The following is a 26561-nucleotide window of genomic DNA, read 5'->3' as shown; positions in this document are numbered from 1 at the left end:
ACGAGGTCAACCAGGACCCGGGATAGCCTCGTCCTGAGCATCCCAACCGCCGCCCAACGCTTTGAACAGCTCGACCTCGCTGACCATCTGCGCCAGACGGTCGCTGATGAATTGCTGCTGTACTTCGAACAGCTGTCGCTGTGCATCGAGGAGCGTCAGATAGCTGTCTATACCGGTGCGGTAACGGCGCTCGGCCAGACGGTAATAATCCTGACTGGTTTCCAACAGATCGCGCTGAGCCTGCACTTGGCGAACGTAGGTCGATTGAGCAGCCAGCCCATCCGCCACTTCCCGGAAAGCTGTCTGGATGGCCTGCTCATACTGCGCCACCTGGATATTGCGGCTGATCTCGGCATAGTCGAGGTTGGCCCGCAGCTGCCCGGCATTGAAGATCGGCACACTGATGCTCGGGGCGAAGTTCCAGTAGCTGGAGCCGCCATCGAACAGCCCGGACAGTTCACTGCTCGCGGTACCCACCGCCCCGGTGAGGCTGATGCGCGGAAAGAACGCTGCCCTCGCCGCCCCGATATTCGCATTGGCGGCGCGTAGCTGGTATTCGGCTTGAATGATGTCCGGTCGTTTATAGAGCAGGTCCGACGGCAGCCCCACCGGAACCGTGGCCAGCAGGTCGCGCTCCAGCCGACCATCGGCCGGCAGCTCCACCGGAATGTTCCGACCAAGCAGCAAGGCAAGGGCGTTGCGGTCCTGGGCAACCTGGCGGGTGTAACGCTCGATCCCTACCCGTGCCGTATCGACCGCGCTGCGTGCCTGGCTCAACTCAAGCGCCGAGGCTACGCCAACGTCGAAACTGCGCTGGGTGAGCGAGAGGCTTTCTTCGAAGGCCTTGAGTGTGTCGCGGCTCACCAGCAACAGGGCCTGATCGGCCTGCAAGGTCAGCCAGGCGTTGGCAACGCTGGCGATCAGGCTGATCCGCGTGCTCCGCTGGGCCGCCTCGGTGGCGAGGAACTCCTGCAATGCCTGCTCGCGCAGGCTACCCAGACGCCCGAACAGATCGAGCTCCCAGGACACCCCAAGCGTCGCACTGTACTGACTGCTGATGGCGCCCTGGCCGGTCTGGTTGAGATCGCCCGGGGTCCGAGTACGGCTACCGGCTGCATCGCCACTTACGAGCGGCAACACATCGGCCCGCTGCACGCGATAAAGGGCGCGATAAGCATCGACGTTCAGCGCAGCGATACGCAGGTCGCGGTTGTTTTCCAGGGCCACCTTTATCAGTTCACGCAGCGCAGGGTCCCTGAAGAAGGACTGCCAGTCCATCTCCATCTGCTGCCCTTTCGCTGCACTGGCTGAGCCGACATACGCTTCACCCTCGGGCCAGCTGGCAGCCGTAGGTGCGTCAGGTCGCTGGTAATCCGGTATTAACGAGCAACCGCTCAGCGCTGCCATCAGCGCCAGGCTCAATAGTGACTTGTTCATTGCGCCTCTCCGTTTTGCTCGTCGCTGCCGGTTATTCTGCGCTTACCCAGCGAAGACACCAGGACATAGAACAGCGGGACCCAGAAAATCGCCAAGACCATGGCGCTGAGCATGCCGCCGATCACCCCGGTACCGATCGCATGCTTGCTGCCTGCACCCGCCCCGCTGGAAATCGCCAGAGGAAGCACGCCGAGCATGAACGCCAGAGAGGTCATGACGATAGGGCGCAAACGAATACGGCTCGCTTCGATCGCAGCGGCGGTCAGCGTCATGCCTTGCTCATGCAGGGTCTTGGCAAACTCGACGATCAGGATCGCATTCCGTGCCGACAAGCCTACCGTGGTCAGCAGTCCGACCTGGAAGAACACGTCGTTCGACAACCCGCGACCCATGGTGAATGCCAGTGCACCGACAATGCCCAACGGCACGACCAGCATGACCGAGAGCGGAACCGACCAGCTCTCATACAGCGCGGCAAGCGCCAGGAATACCACCAGTAGCGACAATGCATAGAGCGCGGGTGCCTGCGATCCGGACAGGCGTTCCTCATAGGACTGACCAGTCCATGAGTAACCGATGCCCGCTGGCAACTGCGCGGCGATCCGCTCAACCGCTGCCATGGCCTCGCCGGAGCTGTAACCCGGTGCGGCCGCGCCCAGAATCTCCATCGCCGGCACGCCATTGAAACGCGTCAGCTTCGGTGCGCCATAGGTCCACTCACCGGTGGCGAAGGCGGTGAAGGGCACCATCTCGCCCTCAGTGTTGCGCACGTACCACTTGCCCAGGTCCTCCGGATTCATCCGCGAGGTAGGCTCGCCCTGCATGTAGACGCGCTTGACCCGACCCCGATCAATGAAGTCATTGACGTAACTTGAGCCCCAGGCAATGGACAGCGAATCGTTGATCGCCGCCAGGGAAACCTGATGGGCACGCGCTTTTTCATCGTCGATGATCAACCGATACTGCGGCTCGTCACGCATCCCGTTGAAGCGGACACCGGTGAGCGTCGGGTCCTCGGAAGCGAGCTGCATAAACTGTTCGCGAGCCTTGGTCAGGGCTTCGTGGCCAAGCCCGGCCTGATCCTGCAGATAGACATCGAAACCGGTGGCATTGCCCAACTCCATTACCGCGGGTGGTGCGAAGGCAAACACCATGGCGTCCCGAAGGCTGAAGAAGTAGCCCTGCGCACGCTGTGCCAGCTCGAACACGCCTTGCCCGGGCTCGGTGCGTTCTTCCCACGGTTTGAGCATGATGAAAGCCATGCCTGAACTTTGACCGCGACCGGCGAAGTTGAAACCGGTAATGGTGAACACCGAATTGACCGTCTCGCTTTCCTCGGTCAGCAGGTATTCGCGCATCTGCTCGACGACCTCCTGAGTCCGGCTTGCAGTTGAACCTGCCGGGGTCTGCACCTGGGCGAACAGCACGCCCTGGTCTTCTTCCGGAAGGAAGGCCGTTGGAATGCGGGTGAACATCCAAATCATGATGCCGACGATGAGCAGGTACATCAGCAGGTAGGGCGCTTTGCGCCGCAGCACAGCAGCCACACCCCGCTCGTAGCGCAGCGTGCCGCGCTCGAAGGTGCGGTTGAACCAGCCGAAGAACCCGCGCTTGCCCTCGTGATCGCCGCTATGCGGTTTGAGGATGGTCGCGCACAACGCCGGGGTGAAGATCAGTGCGACCAGCACCGAAAGCACCATGGCCGAGACGATGGTGATCGAGAACTGTCGGTAAATGACCCCCGTGGAGCCTCCAAAGAAGGCCATCGGCAACAGCACGGCCGAAAGCACCACGCCAATACCCACCAGCGCGCTCTGAATCTGGCCCATCGACTTGCGAGTGGCCTCCCGTGCGGAAAGCCCCTCCTCGCGCATCACCCGTTCGACGTTCTCCACCACCACGATCGCATCGTCCACGAGCAGACCAATGGCCAGAATCATCGCGAACATCGTGAGCGTATTGATGCTGTATCCGAATGTCAGCAGGACCGCGAAGGTGCCGAGGATCACCACTGGCACCGCCAGCGTCGGGATCAGCGTAGCCCGCAGGTTCTGCAGGAACAGGAACATCACCAGAAAGACCAGTACGAAGGCTTCCAGCAGCGTATGCACAACGCCTTCGATGGACGCGGAGATCACCGGCGTGGTGTCGTAGGGGTAAACCACCTCGACGCCCGGCGGGAAGAAGGGCTCCAACTCGGAAATCGTTGCGCGCACCGCTTTGGCGGTATCGAGTGCATTGCCGCCTGCGGCAAGGCGTATCCCCAGGCCGGCTGCCGGCTGGCCGTTATACTCGGCGCGGATCGCATAGCTCTCGGCGCCAAGTTCGACCCTGGCGACGTCACGCAGGCGCACCTGTGATCCGTCGGCGTTGACCTTCAACAAGATCTTCTCGAACTGCTCCGGCGTTTCCAGCCGGGTCTTACCAATGATCGTGGCGTTTAGCTGCTGAGTCTCCACCGCTGGCAGGCCGCCGAGCTGGCCGGATGAAACCTGGACGTTCTGCTCCTGAATAGCGGATCGAACGTCCACCGCCGTCAGCTGGAACTGCTGCAACTTGGACGGGTCGAGCCAGATGCGCATGGCGTACTGGGCGCCGAACACCTGGAAGTCACCCACACCCGGTGTACGCGAGATTGGATCCTGTACGTTGGCCACGATGTAGTTGGCCAGGTCGAAGTTTGTCTGCTGCCCATCCTTCGACACCAATGCCACCACCATCAGGAAGTTGCGCGCCGATTTCGACACCCGTATGCCCTGTTGCTGAACGGCCTGAGGTAGCAGAGGCGTCGCAAGCTGCAGTTTGTTCTGGACCTGGACCTGAGCAATGTCAGGGTCGGTGCCCTGCTCGAACGTCACGTTGATGGTCATGCTGCCATCGGAGTTGCTCTCCGAGGAGATATAGCGCAGCCCATCGAGGCCATTGAGCTGCTGCTCGATGACCTGAACAACGGTGTCCTGGACGGTACGCGCCGACGCGCCCGGATAGTTGACCGATATCGATACGTTCGGCGGTGCGATGCTCGGATACTGGTTGACCGGCAGATTGAGCACCGCCAGCGTTCCGGCAAGCATCAGCACCAGGGCAATTACCCAGGCGAAGATGGGCCGATCGATGAAGAACTTGGACATGTCTAGTTATTCCTCTTCGCCAGCGCCGGCAGTGCCAGCCTGAGCATCGCTCTGCCCGGCCTGCTTGACGTTGCCGGCTGGCTGCGGATTGACCTCGACACCCGGGCGAATGAACTGCAGGCCTTCGGTGATCACGCGATCACCGGGCTGCAAACCTTCGCTGACCAGCCAGCGATTACCCACTGCACGTTCGGTCTTGATCTGGCGCAGCTCGACCTTGTTGTCGGCGCCCACCACCATCGCCGTCGGCTCGCCACGAGCGTTACGGGTAACGCCTTGCTGCGGCACCAGCAAGGCCTGCTCACGCACACCCGCCAGCAGTCGCGCGTGGACGAACATTCCGGGCAGCAAGTCTTTTTCAGGGTTTGGGAACTTGGCGCGGATGGTGACCGAGCCCGTGCCTTCGTCCACGGCCACCTCGGCTACTTCCAGCGTGCCGTCATGCGGATACTCAGATCCGTCAGGCAGGATCAACCGAGCCTTCGCCGCGCTCTCACCTGCCTGCTGCAGTCGACCGCTTTCCAGGTCACGCCGCAGGGCGATCAGGTCCTGCACCGGCTGGGTCACATCGACATAGATCGGATCGAGCTGCTGAATAGTCGCCAGTTCCTGCGCCTGGCCATTACTGACCAGTGCGCCCTCGGTCACAGCAGAGCGGCCAATGCGGCCGGAGATGGGCGCCAGCACCTTGGTATAACGCAGATCGATCTTCGCCCGCTCAAGCTCGGCCTGGGCCTGCAACGACGCAGCCCGGGCCTCGTCATGGGCCTGCTGGCTCACCGCCTGCTCCTCGACCAGCAGCGCATAGCGATCCGACAGCGACTTGGCCGAGACCTCCTTCGCCTGAGCACTTTTCAAAGTGGCCTCGTAGACGGCAGGATCAATCTGATAGAGCTGCTGCCCCTTCTTCACTTCGCTGCCCTCGGTAAACAGGCGCTTCTGAATGATCCCGCTGACCTGCGGACGGACTTCGGCGACACGGAAGGCTGTGGTTCGGCCTGGCAGTTCCGTAGTCAATTCGAACGGCTCGGCCCCGAGCGTCACGATGCCCACCTGTGGAGCCGGCTGCTTCGCTGGCGCCGCCGCTGGTTCTTCCTGACAGCCGCTCAGCAATGCTACGGCGACGAAGAGTGGAATCAGAACAGCACTGGCTGGCTTGATTGGCATCGAAAGTGACCTCGTTGAACAGCTAGCCCAAGGGGAGAAAGGCCTGGGCAGACTCGAATGGCAGAATGAGGGGGAATATACTTACATTCATCAGTGTCTGTAAACAGCCAATAGCGTCTCAGGCGCTCTATTGCGCTGATTGAGCAAACTACTAGCGTAGGTCGCTGCGTTTCGAAAAGAGCGGTATCGGGTGGCTAGAAACCAGAACGCCGGCTTGCGCCGGCGTTCGGTGAGCCACGTTTAGTTACTGGCGTACGCCTTCCACGGAGATGATCAGGTCAACGGTTTGCGAAGCCGGACCCAGGTCCATCTTGATGTCGAAGTCTTTCAGCGTGAGTGTCGTTGTGCCTTCGAAGCCAGCGCGGTAGCCGCCCCATGGGTCTTTGCCTTCACCAAGGAACTTGGCGGCGATCACGACCGGCTTGGTCACACCGTTCAGGGTCAGATTGCCAGTGATGTCAGCAGTACCGTCACCAGTCGGCTTGACCGAGGTGGACTCGAAGGTCGCGGTTGGATGCTCGGAGACATTCAGGAAATCTTCGCTGCGCAGATGCTTGTCGCGCTCGGCGTGGTTGGAAAACACACTGTCCGTCTGCAACGTGACGTTCACGCTGCTTGCGTCGGGCTTCGCGGCATCGAAGCTGAAGTTACCGTCGAACTCTTTGAACGAACCCCACAGCCAGCTGTAACCAAGGTGGCTGATCTTGAAGTTGACGAAGGCATGCTGGCCTTTGATATCAATCGCGTAGTCAGCAGCAAGCGCTTGGCCTGCAAACAGCATTGAGCCCAGGGCCAATGCAGCGAAGCTTTTCTTTAACATGGAGTACTCCTTTTGAGGTTCGTCAGGCATCGGCGCGCCCGATCATGCGCTTGAGCGTCGGATCGCGATCGATGAAATGGTGCTTGAGAGCCGCCAGGGCATGCAGACCGGAGAAAATCACCAGCCCCCAGGCGAGGTATTCGTGGATCAGGCCGGCTATGTCTTCCTGATCGGGAATCGAGGTAATCAACGCGGGCACCTCGAACCATCCAAAGACGCTGATGCTGCGGCCATCCGCGGTGGAGATGAGATAGCCAGAAATCATGACTGCAAACAGGCCAAGATAAAGAACGCCATGACCCGCCTTGGTCGCCAGCCGCGTCATTTGCCCGTGGTTTGCGAGTGGCGCCGGACCGCGATTGAGAAAGCGCCAGATGACGCGCAAGACCATCAGGCCCAGCAGCAGCAGACCGATGCTCTTATGTATGTCCGGAGCGGTCCGATACCAGCTGCTGTAATAGGTCAGCCCGACCATCCAATAACCCAGCGCAAACAAGACTACAACAGCGACCGCCACCAGCCAGTGCATCGTGATACTGACCAGACCGTAGTTACTGGAAGAATTCCGCCATTGCATTGCTAAAGTCCCAAATGATGAACGCGCTTAGCCTAACGGCTAACAGATCGAAATGAATCGCATTTTTTCGTTTCAAAATATCGGCCTGATAGATAGATCCGTTTCCGTTGAACGGACCGCCGTGCTGTTTCTGCTAGGCTGCGCCGACGCCTATGCCAAGGAGCAATGATGAGCCTCAACGACAGCTGGATGCAGCGTGACCTATCCGTACTCTGGCACCCCTGCACCCAGATGAAAGATCACGAGCAACTTCCTCTGATTCCGATCCGCCGTGGCGAGGGCGTGTGGCTTGAGGACTTCGACGGGAAGCGTTATCTGGACGCCGTGAGCTCATGGTGGGTCAATGTGTTTGGGCATTCCAACCCACGCATCAATCAACGCATCAAAGACCAGCTCGATCAGCTCGAACACGTCATGCTCGCCGGCTTCAGTCATCAGCCAGTCGTCGAACTATCGGAACGACTGGTAAGCATCACGCCTCCCGGCCTTGATCGAGTGTTCTACACCGACAATGGATCGACCGGCATCGAAGTTGCGCTGAAGATGAGCTTCCACTACTGGCGCAACATCGGACGCTCGGACAAGCAGCGATTCGTCACTCTGACCAACAGCTACCACGGCGAAACGGTTGCTGCCATGTCAGTGGGCGATGTCGCACTGTTCACCGACACCTATAAGCCGCTCCTTCTGGATACCTTCAAGGTCCCGAGCCCGGATTGCTACCTGCGCCCGGACGGCGTCAGCTGGGAAGAACATTCACGCACCATGTTCGCCCATATGGAACAGACGCTGGCCGAGCATCATGGTGAGATCGCAGCGGTGATTGTCGAACCGCTGATTCAAGGCGCTGGCGGTATGCGCATGTACCATCCGATCTACCTCAAGCTGCTGCGCGAGGCCTGCGACCGGTACGACGTGCACCTCATCCATGATGAGATCGCTGTCGGCTTTGGCCGTACCGGCACCATGTTCGCTTGCGAGCAAGCGGGCATAACGCCGGACTTCCTTTGCCTGTCCAAAGCCCTGACGGGGGGCTACCTGCCTATGGCTGCGGTGCTGACCACAGACAAGCTGTATCAGGCGTTCTACGACGACTACTCCACATTGCGTGCCTTCCTTCACTCGCACACCTACACCGGCAACCCGCTGGCCTGTGCAGCAGCCCTAGCCACGCTGGATATCTTCGAGCAAGACAATGTCATCGAAGCCAACAAGCGACTGGCCGTACGCATGAAAACCGCTACGGCCCACCTGCGCGACCACCCGAAGGTCGCCGAGGTGCGTCAGACCGGAATGGCTCTGGCCATCGAAATGGTTCAGGACCGAGCCAGCAAAACGCCCTATCCATGGCAAGAACGTCGCGGCCTGAAGGTCTATCAGCACGCACTGCAGCGGGGGGCGCTGCTACGACCGCTGGGTAGCGTTGTGTACTTTCTGCCGCCGTACACCATCACCGAGGAACAGATCGATTTTCTTGCCGAGGTGGCGACCGAAGGCATCGACATTGCCACGCGAGCAGACATCAGCGTTGCGGTTTCAGCTGGCGCGCCGGATGAGTTCCGCGATCCCGGCTAGCAGGCTACAGGTGTACCCGGTAAACCATTAAACTGCGTCTCCCTTTCTAACCCGTACCCAGCCATGCGCCTTTCCCGCTTTTTCATCGACATGCCACTCTCGCTTGGCCTCCAACAGCTACCGGAGGCCTCTGCTCATTACATCAGCCGAGTGTTGCGGCTCAATGTTGGCGCAGCGGTGCAGCTCTTCGATGGTAGTGGAACGGAGTATCGCGGCGAATTGGCCGAGGTAGGCAAGAAACAAGTCGCGGTAATGTTGCGCGATCAGTTGGCCGGGCTGCCTGAATCAAAGCTGCACATTCATCTGGGTCAAGGCCTTTCGCGAGGCGAACGGATGGACTGGGCGATTCAGAAAGCCACCGAGCTAGGGGTCGCGGAGATCACACCGATCGTCAGCGAGCGCTGCGAAGTCCGCTTGAAAGATGAGCGGGCCGACAAGCGCCTGGCTCATTGGCGCCAGATCGCCATAAGCGCGTGCGAGCAGTGCGGTCGCTCGGTCATTCCAATCATCCATCCCCCGATGTCGCTCCCGGACTGGGTGACGCTGGAAGCGGAATTGAAGTTGGTCCTGCATCCTGTGGCTGAACCTTTATCAGCACATACCCGGCCGGCCACGTTAGCGTTTCTGATCGGCCCTGAAGGCGGCTTGAACGACGCCGAGATCGACCTGGCGCACAGCACCGGATTCCAACCGGCCCGGCTGGGCCCGCGCGTGCTACGCACGGAGACAGCACCGGTGGTTGCGCTTAGTCTCGCGCAGCAGCTCTGGGGCGATTTCCAGCCTGATGCCTGAGTGATCGATCAACAGTCGTCGGCCGGTCTGGGCGGGATCAGATCAGGCCTGCATCCGCCAGTTTCTGTTCCAGCGCGATAAGGTCCGGTATGCGCGCCTGGACGTCGCCGAGATTGACCGCATCCAATTCCAGAGGCGCCAAGGCGACATCCGAACGCGCCAAGCTTGAGTCAACCTTGACCGAACGCGGGATGCCCTGAACGAGCAAGGCGATGAATTTGACATGATCGCGGCCACCCAGGGCGTTGAGCACGGCCACGCGTGCCCTCGAACCTGTCTCAGGCTGGCCACCAGAAGCAGCCTCGAACGACAGAAGAGGTAATGTCAGGTCTCGCCAGGCCACCTGTCCGAGAAACCAGGCCGGACTGCCCTGCGCCGAGTTCGGAGCGCGATATGGAATCAGCTCGGCTACTGCAACGTTGGGCAAAAGCAGCGTGCGGTCGGCCAAAGGGACCAGAAGCCCGGTCAGGCTGGCAGAGGCGTCTTGAGTGATAGCGGATTGACTCATGGGTTATCCAGTTGCAATGCCGCAACGGGCCGGCTGGCCTGCTGCGCAAAGTGATTGACCAAAGCCTGGGCCAGTTCCCGCGGATCACCGCTGAGCGAGCTGTAGCCGCCCTCGCGCAGGCTGTCCGGCATGCTTGAGCAGACGCAGGAATCGGCACGCTGGGTCCAGACCCTGCCGCCCTGGCGCAGAACATAAGCGGCAGCAGCACTGCCATCACTGCCCATGCCGCTGAACGCGATGACACCACAACGGTTACCGAACTGTTGAGCCAGATTGAGCATCATTTGGTCGACGGACGGGCTGTATGGCTCCGGCCAGCAGCGCCCGGAGAGCGACATGGCGCCATCCTTGTCAAAGCCCATTTCTTCGCTGATAGGTGCCACCACGACTTCGCCGCAGCGAATCAAGTCGTTAGCCCTGCTCTGATTGACGCTCCACTCACTGTGTCGCCCAACCGCTTGCGACAGGGCAGACTCGAAACTTGCCTCGATATGCTGGGCGTAGACGAAACCAACCGGCAGCCCTACCGGCAGCGCATCGAGAAACGCTTTTACCGCCTCGGGGCCGCCCAGCGACGCCGCCAGTAGCCAGACCTCTCGAGCGGGCTCGCCGGAGATCGACTCAGCCGCCGCCAGTAGCGGGCCGGGCAACGACAGACGGGTAGCACGCTCTGCATCTCCATGCAGCACTTCAAGACGCGGCCCGACGACCCGGGAAGGGTCACCGACCAAGCGCTTCAGCTTGCCAAACATGCGCCTTTCCCAGCGCGGATAATGTTCGGAGTGCCGCTCCGGCGCATGGCCCTCGCCGAACAGTACCGGACAGCTGTCCCGCTCGAGCAAGGCGTTGACCAGAGGGGAGTCTTCCGTCTGCGCCAGATCTACAAGCCACAGGTCGGCTTGCGCCGCCGTCAGGTCTGCTTCCTCGATTCGTGCCGGATCACAGTTAAGCACGACGTTGTAACCGTTCGCGCTCAACGCTTGCTGCAGCACATGACGCTGCAGAGAGGTGTCTGCGATAACGCCAATGCGGGCGGGGCTGATTTCATTCATGACGCGTGACCAACTGCTGGATCGTCTCGAGTAGCAGCGACTCCTGATAGGGCTTCCCTAGGTACTCGTTAACGCCAATGGCCATGGCTCTGTCTCTGTGTTTCTCGCCGGTACGCGAGGTAATCATGATGATGGGCAGATCTTTCAAATGCTCATCGTGGCGCACCAGCGTTGCCACTTCGAAGCCATCCATTCTCGGCATCTCGATGTCCAGCAGAATGATGTCCGGCTTGCGTTCCTGCAGCTGCGTGATCGCATCGACGCCGTCTTTAGCTGTCAGCACATTCATACCGTTACGCTCGAGCAGACGACTGGTGACCTTACGCACGGTCACCGAGTCATCCACGACCATCACCAACGTAGGCCGATCGACTTCGACATCGACCGGCTCGTCTTCGCCCAACAGACGCAATGGCTGCTGCTGGGTAAGTAAGTGAGCATGCAGGACACGAATGGTCGCGAGTAGATCGAGGATCACCACGACCCGGCCATCGCCGAGGATGGTCGCACCGGAGATCCCTGGGACAGTGGCAAATTGCGGCCCCAGACCCTTCACCACAATTTCACGGGAACCGGCGAGGCTATCGACCTGCACCGCGACACTGTGCTCGTTCGAGCGCACCAGGATGACCGGTAAAGGCAGGCTCTGTCCGACCAGCTTGGGGCGCTGTCCGTTATTCAGCAGCTCGCCTAGATAACGCAACTCATAGGTTTGGCCAGCGTATTCAAAGCGCGATGCTCCAGGCTGGTAATAGGCTTCGAGTTCGTACGGCGACACACGTACGATACCTTCGATCGTGTTGAGCGGGATCGCATAAAGATCCTCGCCTGAGTACACCATCAGCGCCCGGTTGACCGACACGGTAAAGGGCAGGCGGATCAGGAAACGTGTTCCCTTGCCGAGAGTCGACTCGATGCTCATGGAGCCGCCGAGCTGCTTGACTTCCGAGTGCACCACATCCATACCGACGCCGCGTCCGGATATCTGCGTCACTTGCTCGGCAGTGGAGAACCCCGCCTCCAGAATGAATTGCAGCACCTCATGGTCGGATAGTTCGCTACCCGGTTGCATCAAGCCGCGCTCAATCGCTTTCCGGCGGACGGCTTCGAGGTTGATACCGGCACCGTCATCGCTCAACGCCAGCACAATGTCACCGCCTTCACGGCTCAGATCGAGACGGATATTGCCTTGCTCGGGCTTACCCGCCGCGACACGCTTAGTGCCTACTTCGATCCCATGATCAACGGCATTGCGCAGCATATGCTCCAACGGTGCAACGATGCGCTCCAGCACGCTACGGTCCATTTCTCCGGTCGCATTACCGACCAGAAACTCGACCTGTTTACCTAACTCGCCCGCTACCTGGCGAACGATCCGGCGCAAACGCGGCACCAGACGATCGAAGGGAACCATGCGGGTGCGCATGAGGCCTTCTTGGAGCTCCGTATTGACGCGCGCCTGCTGCAGCAACAGGGTTTCCGCGTCACGATTACGTGCGGCCAGGGTTTCTTTCAGATCCAGCAGGTCAGATGCCGATTCGAACAACGCGCGTGACAGCTGCTGCAGCTGGGAGTGCCGGTCCATTTCCAGCGGATCGAAATCGTCATACCCCGCACGCTCCGCCTCAGCCTGATAGCGGCTGAGAATTTGCGCCTGAGTTTCGGTATCCAGCCGCCGCAACTGATCGCGCACCCGCTCGATGGTGGCTTCCATCTCACCCAGGGTGAAGCTGACATCGCTGACCTGCTGCTCAACCCGGCCGCGGAAGATCGATGTCTCCCCCGCCAGATTAACCAAACCTTCCAGGAGTTCAGCAGGTACCTTGACCAGTTCCTGCGGCGCGCGACGTGATGCAGCATCCAGTGCGGCCTGTTCGGCGCGTCGGATGAACGGCAGAACCTTGGCCGGCGCACTGTTGACCGAAGCCTGGGCACTGGCAGCTACGATAGGCGTTTCGAGCACGATTACCGATGAGTCGGGGTGGTCGCCGTGAAGACTTTCCTCAACCTGATGGTCTGTAGGCACGTCGGGCTCAGGTATAAGCCGCGCGCGCATCGACTCAACCTCTTTGAGCAACGCGTCGTAGCCGCCCTGCACGTCCATAAACAAGCTGTCAGTCCACGGATCACCCTGGAGTTGCGCCTCACTGAGACGTTGCTCCAGATCGTGCGCCATGTCGCCCAGGCGACCTTGGGCCGCCAGCCGCGCGCCACCCTTCAGCGTATGCAGCACGCGCATCATGTCGCCCAGAGGGGCCGTACTATCTTGCGTGGCTTCCCAGCGTCCAAGAGCGCTTTCCATTTCCTCCAGCAGTTCGTCGGCTTCCTCGACGAAAATATCCAGAATCTCGGCTTCGGCGGCGTCTTGAGCAGCATCCTCCGCTGCCTTCAAAGCAACGCTGCTCGGCATGCTCAATTGCTCTTCAGGGTTCGCGCGAAACCGCTGGATGGTCCCAATCAGGTCTTTCCCGTTAGGCAGATCTCGGAAAGCGCGTACGGCGTCAAGCATCTCGGCGAGCCGGTCATGGCAGGTCTGAAGCAGAGTGAACAAGGTCTCACTTGCGCGGTAATTACCGGCACACAGTCCTTCGTACAAGTACTCCAGCTCATGAGCAAGATCGCCGATCTCGCGGATATCCGCCATCCGCGCACCGCCTTTCAAGGTATGCAGGTCTCGCTGCAACGCCTCGATTTCAAAACTGTTGCCTACATCTTCCATCCAACGCTGAAGCGATGCTCCGGCGCGTTCGATGATGTCAAAGCCTTCCTCCAAGAATATTTCCACCAGCTCCGGATCACGACTTTCCCAGCTGCCTTCTCCGGCCTTGGCATGCTCGTCCGCCGACATCGACTCCGGCCGCGCGACCGCCTCCGACTCTTCGGGCAACGCTGCGACAAACTGTTCCTCAGGCTGGCCTGACGCTGCAAACGGGAGGTCGTTAGCTGAAGGACTTTCCAGCTCAAGGTCATCGCTGTCCATTTCAAGCGCGAACACGGAATCATCAAGTCGCTCTACAGCTTCCAGCGGCTCAGCCTCTTCAAAAGCAGCATCCGTGTTCTGCGCGCCCTCTTCGGCCATTAGTACTTCATCGTCGGTCGAAGCAACCGGACCAAAGTTCGGCGAGACACCTTGCCGATACGCGCGAATATGCTCGATGAGCCCTGTAGCGGCATCCATCGGCTGGTGTGCCTGAAGCTGCTCAAGTTGCACCGCTAGCTGATCGTGACTGCGTAATAACAGTGTGGCGAGGTCATCGGTATGCACGTAGCGACCATCGGAAAGGCCTTCATAGAGCGTTTCAAGCTCATGTGCCAAATCGCCGATCGGCCGAATTTCAGCCATGCGTGCGCCGCCCTTGAGCGTGTGCAGATCGCGTAACAATGCCGATAGCGCCAACTGATTAGACGGATCTCCGAGCCAGCGCTCCAGGGCGCCGCCGGCGCTATCCAGCAAATCGACGGCTTCGTCGAGAAAGATCTCGACCATTTCTCCATCCAGCTCGTCCTCGCCCAAGCCAGGCTCGACAGGCCAGGCTTCGGCTTCGGCTTCGGCTTCGGCTTCGGCTTCGGCTTCGGCCAGAGGCTCGGGGGCACTATCTGCCGAAGCAAACGTGGCAGAGGCCTCTCCGGAAACTTCGTTGACCGGCTGTTCCAACGTAAGCGGATCAATCGCCTCGGCGAGCAAACTCTCAAGTCTGGCCACTAGCTCGGGCTGCCCGGTCACCTGCAGACCTGCCGCGACCTGATCCATCATGCCGACCAAGGCTTCATGTGCCTGTTCGACGTCATCGAAGAACCGGGCGCTGACCGCTAGACGCCCTTCCTGCACAACGGCATAGAGATCAAGCAACACCTGACACAGCGTGTCGATCTGTGGCAACTCGGCCATCTGGGCGCCAAGACCCAGCGTCGTCAGTTCTTCCAACAGCGCGGTCAATTCTTGCCGCTCGGCTGGATGCTCGCGCCAACTCTGCAGTAGCGCTTCGGCGTCAAGCAGGATGTTCATGCCTTCCGACAGAAACAGCGCAATCATGCCAGGGTCGCGTGGCTCACCGTGCTCTCTGTCGCCTCGCTCACCGGCATCCGCCAGTCGGGCCTGATGCAACTCATGCACGCGAGCAATGAACGCCTCCGCTCCCTCGATGGCCGCCAGCGGCTCACGCTCGAGATTTTCCAGTCCACGCCTGAGCAACTGCTCAGCGGTGTGTAGAAGCTCGGCCTCGGCCAGATCCATCTGTATCAGGTTGGCCTTGAACTCCTTGACCATTCTTTCCAATGGTGTGGCAACTTCAGCCATGGGCAGAATGCCCGCCATATGGGCGCTACCCTTGAGGGTGTGCAGCGCACGCTGTAAAGGGTCGGTTACTGGTTGCGGCAAGCGTTGCGCGCAATCGGCGAGAAAGTCGACGAGTGTGGCCAGATGCGCTTCAGCCTCATTACGGAATATCTCCAGCAACTGCGGATCTAGCACATCTTCATCTGCTTCTTCTTGGGCCGGATGGTCTTGTGCGACGCCGCCTTGCGGGTCAGGCTCTGGCACCTGACCTCGGGCCAAGGCGTGAGCGTTTGCGGCCAGCAGGTCGACGTCGTCGCGTTGGCGTTGGGCCTTGGCTGCAAACTCTTCGACTAGCGCCGGCATCAACGCCACCACATCTCTCACCAGCTTTTTGACTGGCTCGCCAGCTTCAATGCTGCGATCCAGAACCCGGTTGAGCAGGTTTTCGACAGACCAGGCAAGTTCTCCAATGACCAAAGCACGGACCATTCGCCCGCTGCCCTTGAGGGTATGGAAGGCACGCCGCACCTCGCCGAGCGCCTCCTTGTCCATGGGATCTTCACACCAGCGCGGCAGGTAATCACTGATGGTTTCGAGAACCTCGGCAGCCTCCTCGATGAACACCTCCAGCAAGTCATCATCAACTGCCTCTTCACCCTCAGGAGGCGGCAGAAGGCTTGGCGGAACATCCCGTGCAGGGGGATTGACGGAAGCAACAGGTGTTGCCAATACGTCCGCCACGGTCATGACCGGCTCGTCGTTAGCCGACTGAATCACCGGGTCGGGCAACAAGACTTCGGGCATATCGAGTGCCGTCATCTCCGCTTCGCACCAATCGACTTCGTAGCCGATCTCGTCATCGGCAGGCTGACCTTGGGAATCGCTCAACGTCTCGACAGTCTCAGTGCTAATCGCCTGCGAGGGCTCTGCCTCGGTCAGCTCGGCATCCTCTCCCGACCAGTCGAACGCTTCAACCTCAACGACATCGGCGACGTTCAACTCTTCGTCGTGGATCAGATCGACATTGGTCTGCGAGTCGAACCCGATCTGCGCAGGGTCTGACCAAAGCGAGCTCGCGTCCTGAGTCTCAGGGGTACTTATAGACTCTGATGCCGGTTCGAGAGAGAGCACTTCGATTTCATCGAGCGGATCTGACAGCTCGAAACTCGTCTCCGAGTCCGTTTGTTCAAACTGACTTGGAGCCTGCACGCTGAGCGGATAGCCCAACGCCTGCAAACTCTCTTCAGCCACATCGAGAATCAGGTCACCCTGTGAGCCGCAGTCTTCACTGAGGCGCTCCAGGTAGTATTCGACGCTGGTGATTGCATCAGCAAGCGTATCCAGGCTTTGCCAATCAGGGATTGCCTGTTTAGCTAGCAGCTGTTCTTGGATGTACTGGTTACAGGCATCCAGCAAGGCCGCGGCGCGGGCAAGGGGAACCATTGCAAGTCCGCCGCGGGATTGGGTCAGCAACTCCGGAACACGCGCCAGGTGTTGATGATTCCATTGGGAGGCAATGAACTCGATGATGGCGTCTTTCGCCTGCTCCAGCCCCGTACGCGCCTCGCGGATAACCAGGCGATGGATCTGCCCGACATCGGTGGTTGGGAGGTGACTGTCCTCGCCAATATGCTCAGCTGAAGTGCCGCCCACCATGCCGGCGAGCGTCGCTTCGACGTACAGCAGCGCGCCTGCGACATCCATCAGAGCTGCGTCGTCAGGCTGCTGGCGCCCATTCGCCAAACCTTCGACCAGGCTGATCTGGTCCAGAATGATCCGCCGTGGTTGACCGAAACCGAGCACAGCGAGCGTATCGGCTATCTGCTTGAGCGGCGACTGTAGCGCTCCGAGATCCGTGAGGCCCGTACGATCGCTGCGTACGAACAGATCCAAGCTGTCCTTTACCCGAACCAGCTCCTCGCACAATGCAGCCACCACCGAGCGCATGGCGCCGCGGTCCGGTCCAGCAAGCTGGGCCCGCTCTTCGTCGACCAGCGTGCTATCGGGTAGCGCATCATCCAGGCTGTACTCAGCCTTCAACGCCTGGATTCGCGGACTCTGGGCCGGCGCCTTGGCTATATAGAACAGAAGATTTTTGGTCAGCTCGTCAGGAGCTGCCTGATTGATGCCCTCAGCGCCCTCCGCGACCAGACGCTTGAGCTCTCTGTCTACCTGACGTAACAGGTTTCGAACCGTGGTGCCGTTAGCGACAGCGCCGCTGGCGAGCCCCTCCACCACACCGGATGCGATCTGCCATAGCGCGCCCAGGGGCGCATCCTTACAGAGCATTTCCAGGCGCGCAAAGACACGTGCCATGTAGCTTAAATTGGTGGATAGATCCTGGTTACGAATGACCCCGACCAACGCGACCTGCAACATCTGCCGTAGTTTTCGAAGCAGCGTTGGCAAATCCTCGGTCTGTCGCTGCGCCAAAAATTCGCCCGAAAGCGCCGGCGCTCGCACGGACATGTCTGGCGAAAACAGGCTGGTTTCTGACAACAGCTTCTCGCCACGTGCCGCTCGAAGATCGTTGAGCAGCGGCAGGACCACCATGGGTAGATCGCGCCGAGCACTCTGGATACGATCCAGATAAACCGGCATCTGAAGAATCGCCTGCATGAGCACTTCAAGCGCTTCGGTCTGGCTGGCGACGCTTTCATCCAATAGCGCACGAGCTAACTGCTCCATTTCTTCGGCAAGCAGTGCAGCGCCATAGAACTCAACCATCTGCAAGGTGCCATGCACCTGATGTACATAGGTCAGACAGAAGCGCATCCGCGTCGAGTCTTGCGGGTTTTCGACGAACGCTTCCAAGGCCTGCCGTGCCTGCTTCAGCGTTTCGGCAATCTCGCCTTTCACCCACTCCAGGGCGACATAATCGTGCCGATCACCCATAGCGACTCCGCTCATAAACATTTCCGGGTAAAGGCCAGAACCTGACTATCAGCCACCGGAACCAGCTCCGGGTGCTGCCAACCGACCACCTCACCCGCGCCAATAACCAGCAACCCTCCCGGCGCCAGGCGCTCGGCAAGACGATTGAGGATTTCGCGGCGGCGCCAGCGACGGAAGTAGATCAACAGGTTCTGACAAAAAATGACGTCCACATCGGACATTGGTGCACCGGCCAGCTCCAGCACGTTAAGTCGGGCAAAGCACACCCTCGCTGCCAGACTGGGTACCACCTGAAAACGATCACCCGCCAGTGGTTGGAAATACCGCTCGCGTAGGTCGGGGTCCAGATGTTCGAGTCGACGTAGACCATAGAGGCCCTCACGTGAACGGCTCAACGCACTGAGACTGATATCGCTTCCTATCACACCAAACTGTGTTTCGCCGTCGGTGCACTTAAGCGCCTCAGCTGCACAAATCGCCAACGAGTAGGTTTCCTCGCCGCTTGCACAACCAACGCTCCACAGCGACCAGGGCCGAGCAGCATTCCGCGACTCCACACGCTGCTGTATGTAATCGGAAAGCATTGCAAACGACGGCGGATGACGAAAAAAACGGGTCTCTTGTACAGTCAGACTGTCCATCAGGGTGGACCATTCAACAGCCCCTCTAGGACCGTCGGTGACCTGGCGGTAGTAACTCGCATAATCCTGCGCCCCGACTTCGCGCATGCGGCGGCTCAGATTGGTCTGGAGAAAGATCCGTCGTTGCTCGGTCACAACCAGGCCAGAACGTTCCTCGAGCAGGGTCTGCCAGTCATTGAATTCCGCTGCCGACATATCAGCCAAGGGTCTCAGTGACCAATCAACACCTGGCTGCATACCCTGCCCCTTATCCATGAAATTCCACAGCGGCCCGTTTCAGGCCGCCGCGCTCTCAAATCAGGCCTGATCCTGCGTTTCCGGCAGAGTAAAGCCGGATACCGAATGCCGCATCTCATTGGCCATCTTGGCTAGGTTACCGATGCTCTTCGCGGTAGCTGTGGTACCGGAAGATGTTTGCGAGGTAATTTCCTGAATGACGTTCATGGTGTTGGAAATATGACCAGCCGACGACGCCTGTTGGCGAGCCGCGTTGGAAATGTTCTGGATGAGCGCCGCAAGGCTCTTGGATACCTTTTCGATTTCCTCCAGAGCGACCCCTGCGTCCTGGGCCAGGCGGGCACCTCGAACCACTTCGGACGTGGTCTGCTCCATCGAGATAACCGCTTCGTTCGTGTCTGTCTGAATGGTCTTAACCAGCGCTTCGATCTGCTTTGTTGCAGCAGAGGAACGCTCCGCAAGACGCTGTACTTCGTCCGCAACGACCGCAAAGCCTCGACCGGCGTCGCCGGCCATGGAGGCCTGAATCGCGGCGTTCAGTGCGAGGATGTTGGTCTGGTCGGCGATGTCGTTAATCAGGCTGACGATATCGCCGATCTCCTGCGAGGACTCGCCGAGACGTTTGATTCGCTTAGAAGTGTCTTGAATCTGCTCCCGGATGTTATCCATACCGGTAATGGTGTTATGCACCACCTCGTTGCCCTTGTTTGCGATCGCTACCGACCGCTCGGCTACTGCCGAGGATTCGGCGGCGTTAGCCGATACCTGGTCAATCGACACGGCCATTTCATTGATCGCTGCGGACGCACCAGCAATTTCCTGAGCCTGGTGCTCGGATGCTTCGGCCAGATGCATTGCGGTTGCCTGGGTTTCCTGGGCCGCACCGGACACCTGTACGGCGGTCTGGTTGATCGTTTCAACCAGGTCGCGCAACTGGTCAATGGAGTAGTTGATCGAGTCAGCGATAGCACCAGTGAAGTCTTCGGTAACAGTGGCGGCTACCGTCAGGTCACCGTCAGCCAGGTCGCCGATTTCGTCAAGCAGACGCAAAATCGCTGTCTGGTTACGCTCGTTCTTTTCCGCGGTTTCGCTCAACCGACGACGCGTAACCTGAACCATGACCATGCCGATCAGCAGAATCGAAGCCAGTGCCAATGCACCAAGGACATAGCCAGCGAGGGTATTGACGTAACGGGCTTCGGCACGACTTTGAAGCCCCTGGGTCAGCTCGGACGTTTTGTCGAGCAGTGTCTGCGAAACCTCGAAGATGCTGTTCGATGACTCACGTACCTGGAACAGTTCCGGTGAGGTTTCCAGAATCTCGTCTACCGATCCGGAAACGAACTGGAACAACTCTGAAATGGCGGCCAACCGATCCAATGCTTCGACGTCGCTGACCCGGGTAATGCCCATGGCCTCGTTGCCTTCCAGCATGGCGCTGAGCACGCGACCGAACAGGCTGGCGTCGCGACCAAACATGTCTGCGGCCTGCACAGAGTCCTGATCACCGGAAAGCACCTTGTTGACCGACCCCAGGATACGTTCCGCGAGCAGCGATTGACGCTGGGCCACGGAAACCTGAGCGGCTGGAGCGCCACTTTCCAAAAGGATGTCCACGACCTCCTCATACTCAACCTGCAGCTGAGGGATCGTTTCGGCGAGGGTGGCTGCCACCTGATGCAAGGACAGTACTGTTTGTTCGCTGGCAAGGATCGCGTCGGTGTTCTGCCGCAGCGTATCCCAATCCTGCTGCACTGCTGCCACTTCGGATTGCAGCGCTTCAGGTACCGCAGGCAATCCGATGCGATCATCGCCAACCGAGAGGTAACTCCAACGCTCGCTAAAGTCGTTGCGAGCATCTTTCAGCGAGTCGAATGCCTCGGGGGTACCGGTGGCCGCCTCAACCGCGTTCTTCGCGATGCGCTGGGAGAGAACTCGCAGCTCACCTGCGTGTCCAACGTATTCGTTATCGTAGTCGGCCTGTGTATTGATGTACGCGAAGTTCACGAACAGCAACACCATCGAGACGATCAGAAGGATAAACAGGCCGGCGATCAACGTATTGCTACGTACCCCTGCCAGCAATGCATTCGCGTTCATTTTTTTCATTTTTCCGGCCCCCGCCTGGACCACCTGTACGTTTCCTTCCAAGAACCAAAAGGCCGGCATCAGCCGACCCCACCTAAATCAATACGCCACGTCCAGAAATTTCTGATGCGCAGCAAGCGCGTGCGGACTGAAAACCAGCCAGGGCTGCTCGCGCTGAAAGACACCGTGAATGAATGGCTGAATCGAGGCTTCGACAGGAGGCAACTGTTCGGAGAATGCATCTACCGGAAAATGCTGCATGCCGAACACTTCATCGACCGTCAGTCCCGCGAACACTTCCTGGTGGTCCACCACCAACACACGCCGCTGCTTGCGTAAAGGCGACAACTCGAGCCCTAGGTAGCCGCACAGGTCCATAACCGGCAAAAGCCTGCCACGGACGTTGGCCACTCCCTTTACCCACGCCTTCACACCGGGAAGCAGGGTATAACGCGGCTCATGGAGTATTTCGCCAACCTCTCCCATAGGCGCAACGAACAGTCGGCCTCCCATTCGGAAACCGATACCAGCCCATGTCTGGACAGCTTCTTGCTGCGACGGCAATCCGGCAGCCGAGGCCCTGCAACGGCTGTCGATATCCAGGAGTCGCTCAAAAGGCGTAGGCGTATCCGACATGCTGGTAACTTCCTTCGTCCGAATCCCGAAACCGCTAATCAACCGGTAAGTACGGCGCTCAGGGTCTTCAGCAATGTCGCTTCGTCCACCGGCTTGGTCAGGTAATCTTTGGCTCCCTGACGCTTGCCCCAGACCTTATCGGTTTCCTGGTCCTTGGTCGTCACAATGATCACTGGAATGTGACTGGTTTCAGCATCTTTGGTCAGTTGACGAGTCGCCTGAAAACCGTTCAGGCCGGGCATGACGATATCCATCAGCACCGCGTCTGGTTTCTCCTGGCGCGCAAGCGCTACGCCATCGGCGCCGTTTTCGGCCTTGAGAACGACGTGCCCGTGCTTCTCCAGCATGGCCGTCAGCTTGTACATTTCGGTCGGCGAGTCATCAACAATCAGAACGCGAGCCATGGTTTCTCCGTAGGAAAGGCTTCAGCGGCACAATGGGCCGGACTTCAGGATACTTGCTCTACCGGTGCAAAGTCAGGCACATGTGCTTTGATAGCACCGAGCAATTCTTCTTTGCTGAACGGCTTGGTGAGGTACTGGTCAGACCCCACAATCCGCCCCTTGGCCTTGTCAAACAAACCATCCTTTGAGGACAGCATGATCACCGGCGTGGACTTGAAAGAACTGTTGTTCTTGATCAGCGCGCAGGTCTGATAACCATCAAGCCTGGGCATCATGATATCGACGAAGATGATGCGCGGATGACTATCCGCAATTTTGGCAAGCGCATCGAAGCCATCCACCGCCGTGATCACATCACAACCTACTTTTTTCAGCAGCGTTTCGGCGGTGCGACGAATCGTTTTCGAATCGTCGATCACCATGACCTTCAAGCCCTCGGAGTGCTGTTCCATTTCGCCCTACCATCGCCTCGGTGAGTCGTAGTTTATCGTTATGTCAGTGCGCTGGAGGCCCTGTCATCGATGGGCTGCACCCAATCGCCGGACCTTTTTAGCACACTCCTTAAATGCAAGCTATCTGCCGCCGGAGCAGCGGGATTTTCCTTGACCCAGCGCACAACCGCCGCCAATCTGCGTCGGTATTTCAAGCCTCTGGCAGCGCTTGCCTGCCCCTCGTTGGAGACCACCACATGACTGTTCGCGTCGGGATCATCATGGACCCAATCGCGCAGATCGCATTCAAGAAAGACAGCTCCCTGGCCATGCTGCTGGCAGCCCAGGACCGCGGCTGGACGATCTACTACATGGAACAACGCGATCTCTACCAGCTTGCCGGCGAGGCGCGGGCCCGCATGCGCCCGATCCAGGTCTTCACCGACCCCCAGCGCTGGTACGAAACAGGGGAAGAAGTAGACAGCGCTCTTGCCGACCTCAATGTCATCCTGATGCGCAAGGATCCGCCCTTTAACAGCGAGTATGTCTACGCCACCTATCTGCTGGAGCTTGCTGAGCAGGCCGGCACACTGGTGGTAAATCGCCCGCAGAGTCTGCGCGACTGCAACGAGAAGTTCTTTGCCACCCAGTTTCCGCAATGCACCCCACCGACCCTTGTCAGCAGGCGGTCCGACATTCTGCGGGAGTTTGCTCGCGAGCAGCGTGACATCATTCTCAAACCGCTGGATGAAATGGGTGGCGCATCGATTTTCCGCCACCGCGAAGGCGACCCGAATCTTTCAGTGATCCTTGAGGTACTGACCGAGCATGGCGGCCGTCAGATTATGGCGCAGCGCTACATTCCGGCCATCACGGAAGGCGACAAACGCATCCTGATGATAGACGGCGAGCCGGTGCCCTACTGCCTGGCGCGCATACCCGCAGTAGGCGAAACCCGCGGCAATCTCGCCGCCGGGGGACGCGGCGTCGCGCAGCCACTTTCTGAGCGCGACAAGGAGATCGCCGCGATTGTGGGGCCGGAGCTGCGCAAACGCGGGCTGCTTTTTGTCGGCCTGGACGTGATTGGTGAGTTCCTCACCGAGATCAACATCACCAGCCCGACCTGCATCCGCGAGATTGACAGCGCCTTCGATACCCGCATCGGCGAGCGCCTGATGGACGCCATCGCAGCAAAACTGAGCGAATCCAACGTTTAGCCCAAATGCGGTTGGCGCAGTGCCAACCGCCTCTCTTTCAATTGCCTGCTTCGCTTCGGTCGACGCATCGCCGTAGCCACCCATCAAAGCTGCCGCCTGGTTCATAGACTTTTACAGTCACGCTGGGCAGACTGCGCGCACTTCAAGCCGACTGAAATGCGATGAACGCCGCTACACGCCAACCCTCTCTTGCCCCTACCGGAGTCCGTCCGGCAGACCGTCTCGGCTTTACGATATTTCTCGCAGCCGCGCTTCACGGTGCCCTGATTCTAGGGCTCGGCTTCACGCTCTCAGAACCAAAGCAGACCAGCAAATCGCTGGAAATCACTTTGTCCACGTTTAAGAGTGAAAACAAGCCAAAGGAAGCGGATTTCCTGGCTCAGGACAATCAGCAAGGCAGCGGCACGCTGGAGCACAAGGCCTCGCCAAAAACAACTGAGCAAGCGCCATTCCAGGACACCCAGGTAAGCAAGGTCTCGCCCGCTTCGTCGCCCCCGCCAAGCAACCCTAGCGAGGCGCCCAAGACAGCCGTAGCGACGCGCGCCCCGCAACCTGAAAAGACACCGGCCAAGCCACAAAAGAATAAGCCGCAGCCACAGGCGCAACCGGCTCCCGTCTATGACAGTTCGCAGCTCAGCGCAGAAATCGCCAGCCTCGAAGCCGAACTTGCCCAGCAGGTCGAGCAATATGCCAAGCGGCCTCGTGTCAGCCGCCAGAACAGCGCTGCCACCATGCGCGACATCAGTGCCTGGTACCGCGACGAATGGCGCAAGAAAGTCGAGCGCATCGGCAACCTGAACTATCCAGATGAGGCGCGCCGTCAACGCATCTACGGGAGTCTGCGAATGTTGGTCGTGGTTGACCGAAACGGCGCGGTACAGGAGCTCCGAGTACTCGAATCCTCAGGCCAGGCGATGCTAGACGAAGCCGCCATGCGCATCGTCAGACTTGCGGCGCCCTTTGCGCCTTTTGCCGGCGAGCTGGCGCAGAACTACGATCAGGTCGAAATCATCCGAACCTGGCGCTTCGAGCGCGGCGATCGCCTGTCAAGCCGCTGACAAGGGACGCGGGCGCCGCGTCGGATATGGCATTTGGTGCAGCCGCTTCACGGCTCTGGCCGCAACGCTTAAGCTAGCACCCATGAACGCGACCTCGCCCAGCTACCTCAAGCATCACTTTCTGATCGCCATGCCACATATGGCGGACCCCAACTTCGCCCAAACCTTGATCTATCTGGTTGAACACAACCGGGATGGCGCGATGGGGCTCATTGTCAACCGCCCGAGCGGATTGAACCTGGCCGACATACTTGAGCAGCTCCGCCCGGAGCAACCAGGAAATGCAAGCAGCCAGCACCTGACGATCTTTTCGGGCGGACCAGTACAGACCGATAGAGGCTTCGTGCTGCATGCTGCCGATGCGCAATTCCAGGCAACACTTGATCTGGGCCCGCTCGGTGTGACGACTTCCCAAGATGTGCTCTTCGCCATCGCCGACGGCTATGGCCCAAAACAGCAGTTTATTGCTCTCGGTTATGCGGGCTGGGAGGCTGGCCAGCTGGAAGCGGAGCTGGCGGAAAATGCCTGGCTGAGCTGCCCGGCGCAGCCTGAGATCCTTTTCGACCTGCCCTACGATCAGCGTTTGACGGCCGCTGCCGCATCGCTGGGTGTCGATCTCACGCTGCTCAGCAGCCAGGTCGGCCACGCATGAGTACGCTGCGACTACTGCTCGGCTTCGACTACGGCACCAAGCAGATCGGCGTCGCCGTCGGTCAGGCGGTGACCGGCCAGGCGCGAGAGCTCTGTGTGCTTAAGGCGCAAAACGGCGTACCTGATTGGACACAGATCGAAGCGCTGCTACGCGAGTGGCAACCGGATGCGCTGGTGGTCGGCCTGCCGCTAAACATGGACGGCAGTGGCAGCGAGATGAGCGCTCGTGCAGAAAAGTTCGCACGCCGCCTCAACGGTCGCTTCAACCTGCCAGTGCATACCCATGACGAGCGCCTCACCACATATGAAGCCAAAGGCGAGCGCCTGCGTGGCGGCCAGAACGGCGGTTACCGTGAACGCCCCGTCGATGCCCTCGCTGCGGCTCTTTTACTCGAAGGCTGGCTGAGTGCCCAGCAAACCGCCTGAAGCGGCCCCAGGAGAAATCATGACCCTGCCCAACCCCGACCAGTTGCTCCCAGAAATGGCTGCAACCCTGGATCAGCACCTCAAGAGCCGGAGCATAAGCGAGCCTCGTTTCATCGGCATCCGCACGGGTGGCGTCTGGGTCGCCCAGGCACTTCTTGAACAACGGGCCAAGAACGAAGCACTGGGGATACTGGACGTCTCGTTCTACCGCGACGACTTCACCCAAAACGGTCTGCATCCCCAGGTTCGCCCCTCGGAGCTACCATTCGAAATCGAAGGCCAGCATCTAATCCTGGTCGATGATGTGCTCATGAGCGGCCGCACCATTCGTGCAGCGCTGAACGAGCTGTTCGACTACGGCCGGCCAGCCAGCGTCAGCCTGGTGTGCCTGCTGGACCTCAATGCCCGCGAGCTGCCGATCAGGCCGGACGTGGTGGGTGCCACACTCTCACTGGCGCCCGAACAACGGGTAAAGCTCCTTGGCCCAAGCCCGCTAACGCTCGAACTCCAGACCCTCGCCTCCGCCAATTGAGACCCTCGCG

The 26561-nt window shown here is 59.6% G+C and carries 20 protein-coding genes; 7 read left to right on the top strand and 13 right to left on the bottom strand.

Features of this window, described 5'->3' with window-relative positions; genetic code table 11:
- Nucleotides 1-6: 6 nt before the first annotated feature.
- The 5 genes from adeC to ACSSNI_RS01230 form a co-directional block, all read right to left on the bottom strand.
- Nucleotides 7-1437: an AdeC/AdeK/OprM family multidrug efflux complex outer membrane factor gene (adeC, locus tag ACSSNI_RS01250; RefSeq protein ID WP_200639961.1), complete on the bottom strand. Its 1431-nt coding sequence runs from the start codon at nt 1435-1437 to the stop codon at nt 7-9.
- The gene (locus ACSSNI_RS01245; protein WP_200639962.1) at nt 1434-4568 is read right to left on the bottom strand and encodes an efflux RND transporter permease subunit; all 3135 of its coding nucleotides are present in this window, start codon (nt 4566-4568) and stop codon (nt 1434-1436) included. The genes adeC and ACSSNI_RS01245 overlap by 4 nt, the downstream gene beginning before the upstream one ends.
- A gap of 6 nt (nt 4569-4574) precedes the next feature.
- The gene (locus ACSSNI_RS01240) at nt 4575-5735 is read right to left on the bottom strand and encodes an efflux RND transporter periplasmic adaptor subunit (protein ID WP_200639963.1); all 1161 of its coding nucleotides are present in this window, start codon (nt 5733-5735) and stop codon (nt 4575-4577) included.
- 244 nt (nt 5736-5979) lie between these two features.
- Entirely contained in the window at nt 5980-6555 is a 576-nt protein-coding gene (locus ACSSNI_RS01235) for a YceI family protein (protein WP_200639964.1), read from the bottom strand.
- Between the two features lie 22 nt (nt 6556-6577).
- Complete coding sequence (locus ACSSNI_RS01230) at nt 6578-7132, bottom strand: cytochrome b (RefSeq protein ID WP_200639965.1); 555 nt, start codon at nt 7130-7132, stop codon at nt 6578-6580.
- Between the two features lie 168 nt (nt 7133-7300).
- Between ACSSNI_RS01230 and ACSSNI_RS01225 the strand changes: the two genes are divergently transcribed.
- Both ACSSNI_RS01225 and ACSSNI_RS01220 read left to right on the top strand, forming a co-directional pair.
- A complete protein-coding gene (locus ACSSNI_RS01225) occupies nt 7301-8707 on the top strand; it encodes an adenosylmethionine--8-amino-7-oxononanoate transaminase (RefSeq protein WP_200639966.1) in 1407 nt (468 codons plus the stop codon).
- A gap of 63 nt (nt 8708-8770) precedes the next feature.
- Nucleotides 8771-9499, top strand: coding sequence for a 16S rRNA (uracil(1498)-N(3))-methyltransferase (locus tag ACSSNI_RS01220; RefSeq protein WP_200639967.1), 729 nt, complete (start codon nt 8771-8773; stop codon nt 9497-9499).
- Between the two features lie 37 nt (nt 9500-9536).
- Here the strand turns inward: ACSSNI_RS01220 and ACSSNI_RS01215 are convergent, their stop codons facing one another.
- The 8 genes from ACSSNI_RS01215 to pilG form a co-directional block, all read right to left on the bottom strand.
- A complete protein-coding gene (locus tag ACSSNI_RS01215; protein ID WP_102836680.1) occupies nt 9537-10007 on the bottom strand; it encodes a chemotaxis protein CheW in 471 nt (156 codons plus the stop codon).
- Entirely contained in the window at nt 10004-11059 is a 1056-nt protein-coding gene (locus ACSSNI_RS01210; RefSeq protein ID WP_159966911.1) for a chemotaxis protein CheB, read from the bottom strand. Before ACSSNI_RS01210 ends, ACSSNI_RS01215 begins: the two co-directional genes overlap by 4 nt.
- Complete coding sequence (locus tag ACSSNI_RS01205) at nt 11052-18230, bottom strand: hybrid sensor histidine kinase/response regulator (RefSeq protein WP_448258961.1); 7179 nt, start codon at nt 18228-18230, stop codon at nt 11052-11054. Before ACSSNI_RS01205 ends, ACSSNI_RS01210 begins: the two co-directional genes overlap by 8 nt.
- An 11-nt stretch (nt 18231-18241) precedes the next feature.
- On the bottom strand, nt 18242-19108 hold the full coding sequence (locus tag ACSSNI_RS01200) for a CheR family methyltransferase (RefSeq protein ID WP_148925964.1): 867 nt from the start codon (nt 19106-19108) through the stop codon (nt 18242-18244).
- 60 nt (nt 19109-19168) lie between these two features.
- Nucleotides 19169-21217 carry a methyl-accepting chemotaxis protein gene (locus tag ACSSNI_RS01195; protein WP_148925460.1) on the bottom strand — a complete coding sequence of 683 codons (2049 nt, stop codon included), beginning with the start codon at nt 21215-21217 and terminating at the stop codon, nt 19169-19171.
- A gap of 78 nt (nt 21218-21295) precedes the next feature.
- Nucleotides 21296-21832, bottom strand: a complete 537-nt coding sequence (locus tag ACSSNI_RS01190) for a chemotaxis protein CheW (RefSeq protein ID WP_148925461.1) — start codon at nt 21830-21832, stop codon at nt 21296-21298.
- Nucleotides 21833-21870: 38 nt separating this feature from the next.
- Nucleotides 21871-22236, bottom strand: coding sequence for a twitching motility response regulator PilH (pilH, locus tag ACSSNI_RS01185; RefSeq protein WP_102836674.1), 366 nt, complete (start codon nt 22234-22236; stop codon nt 21871-21873).
- A 44-nt stretch (nt 22237-22280) separates the two neighbouring features.
- Nucleotides 22281-22688: a twitching motility response regulator PilG gene (gene pilG / locus ACSSNI_RS01180; RefSeq protein ID WP_019339789.1), complete on the bottom strand. Its 408-nt coding sequence runs from the start codon at nt 22686-22688 to the stop codon at nt 22281-22283.
- 236 nt (nt 22689-22924) lie between these two features.
- Here pilG and gshB point away from each other — a divergent pair, with 236 nt between their 5' ends.
- The 5 genes from gshB (at nt 22925) to pyrR (ending at nt 26551) form a co-directional block, all read left to right on the top strand.
- On the top strand, nt 22925-23884 hold the full coding sequence (gshB, locus tag ACSSNI_RS01175; protein ID WP_200639968.1) for a glutathione synthase: 960 nt from the start codon (nt 22925-22927) through the stop codon (nt 23882-23884).
- A gap of 161 nt (nt 23885-24045) precedes the next feature.
- Nucleotides 24046-24942, top strand: a complete 897-nt coding sequence (locus ACSSNI_RS01170) for an energy transducer TonB (protein WP_200639969.1) — start codon at nt 24046-24048, stop codon at nt 24940-24942.
- Nucleotides 24943-25024: 82 nt separating this feature from the next.
- Entirely contained in the window at nt 25025-25594 is a 570-nt protein-coding gene (locus ACSSNI_RS01165; RefSeq protein WP_200639970.1) for a YqgE/AlgH family protein, read from the top strand.
- The gene (gene ruvX, locus ACSSNI_RS01160) at nt 25591-26019 is read left to right on the top strand and encodes a Holliday junction resolvase RuvX (protein ID WP_200639971.1); all 429 of its coding nucleotides are present in this window, start codon (nt 25591-25593) and stop codon (nt 26017-26019) included. The genes ACSSNI_RS01165 and ruvX overlap by 4 nt, the downstream gene beginning before the upstream one ends.
- 19 nt (nt 26020-26038) lie before the next feature.
- Nucleotides 26039-26551, top strand: coding sequence for a bifunctional pyr operon transcriptional regulator/uracil phosphoribosyltransferase PyrR (gene pyrR, locus ACSSNI_RS01155; protein ID WP_200639972.1), 513 nt, complete (start codon nt 26039-26041; stop codon nt 26549-26551).
- Nucleotides 26552-26561: the final 10 nt, after the last annotated feature.

The organism is Stutzerimonas tianxiuensis (assembly GCF_053470365.1).
This window is presented reverse-complemented; position numbering and strand designations above follow the sequence as displayed.

Excerpts from the sequence above, each read along its gene's own strand:
- ACSSNI_RS01200 (WP_148925964.1), bottom strand. The coding sequence starts at position 19,108 with ATGCAGCCAGGTGTTGATTGGTCACTGAGACCCTTGGCTGATATGTCG.
- ACSSNI_RS01235 (WP_200639964.1), bottom strand. The coding sequence starts at position 6,555 with ATGTTAAAGAAAAGCTTCGCTGCATTGGCCCTGGGCTCAATGCTGTTT.
- ruvX (WP_200639971.1), top strand. The coding sequence starts at position 25,591 with ATGAGTACGCTGCGACTACTGCTCGGCTTCGACTACGGCACCAAGCAG.
- ACSSNI_RS01165 (WP_200639970.1), top strand. The coding sequence starts at position 25,025 with ATGAACGCGACCTCGCCCAGCTACCTCAAGCATCACTTTCTGATCGCC.
- ACSSNI_RS01230 (WP_200639965.1), bottom strand. The coding sequence starts at position 7,132 with ATGCAATGGCGGAATTCTTCCAGTAACTACGGTCTGGTCAGTATCACG.
- gshB (WP_200639968.1), top strand. The coding sequence starts at position 22,925 with ATGACTGTTCGCGTCGGGATCATCATGGACCCAATCGCGCAGATCGCA.
- ACSSNI_RS01195 (WP_148925460.1), bottom strand. The coding sequence starts at position 21,217 with ATGAAAAAAATGAACGCGAATGCATTGCTGGCAGGGGTACGTAGCAAT.
- ACSSNI_RS01190 (WP_148925461.1), bottom strand. The coding sequence starts at position 21,832 with ATGTCGGATACGCCTACGCCTTTTGAGCGACTCCTGGATATCGACAGC.
- pilG (WP_019339789.1), bottom strand. The coding sequence starts at position 22,688 with ATGGAACAGCACTCCGAGGGCTTGAAGGTCATGGTGATCGACGATTCG.
- adeC (WP_200639961.1), bottom strand. The coding sequence starts at position 1,437 with ATGAACAAGTCACTATTGAGCCTGGCGCTGATGGCAGCGCTGAGCGGT.
- ACSSNI_RS01245 (WP_200639962.1), bottom strand. The coding sequence starts at position 4,568 with ATGTCCAAGTTCTTCATCGATCGGCCCATCTTCGCCTGGGTAATTGCC.
- pyrR (WP_200639972.1), top strand. The coding sequence starts at position 26,039 with ATGACCCTGCCCAACCCCGACCAGTTGCTCCCAGAAATGGCTGCAACC.
- ACSSNI_RS01240 (WP_200639963.1), bottom strand. The coding sequence starts at position 5,735 with ATGCCAATCAAGCCAGCCAGTGCTGTTCTGATTCCACTCTTCGTCGCC.
- pilH (WP_102836674.1), bottom strand. The coding sequence starts at position 22,236 with ATGGCTCGCGTTCTGATTGTTGATGACTCGCCGACCGAAATGTACAAG.
- ACSSNI_RS01205 (WP_448258961.1), bottom strand. The coding sequence starts at position 18,230 with ATGGGTGATCGGCACGATTATGTCGCCCTGGAGTGGGTGAAAGGCGAG.
- ACSSNI_RS01215 (WP_102836680.1), bottom strand. The coding sequence starts at position 10,007 with ATGAGTCAATCCGCTATCACTCAAGACGCCTCTGCCAGCCTGACCGGG.
- ACSSNI_RS01225 (WP_200639966.1), top strand. The coding sequence starts at position 7,301 with ATGAGCCTCAACGACAGCTGGATGCAGCGTGACCTATCCGTACTCTGG.
- ACSSNI_RS01170 (WP_200639969.1), top strand. The coding sequence starts at position 24,046 with ATGAACGCCGCTACACGCCAACCCTCTCTTGCCCCTACCGGAGTCCGT.
- ACSSNI_RS01220 (WP_200639967.1), top strand. The coding sequence starts at position 8,771 with ATGCGCCTTTCCCGCTTTTTCATCGACATGCCACTCTCGCTTGGCCTC.
- ACSSNI_RS01210 (WP_159966911.1), bottom strand. The coding sequence starts at position 11,059 with ATGAATGAAATCAGCCCCGCCCGCATTGGCGTTATCGCAGACACCTCT.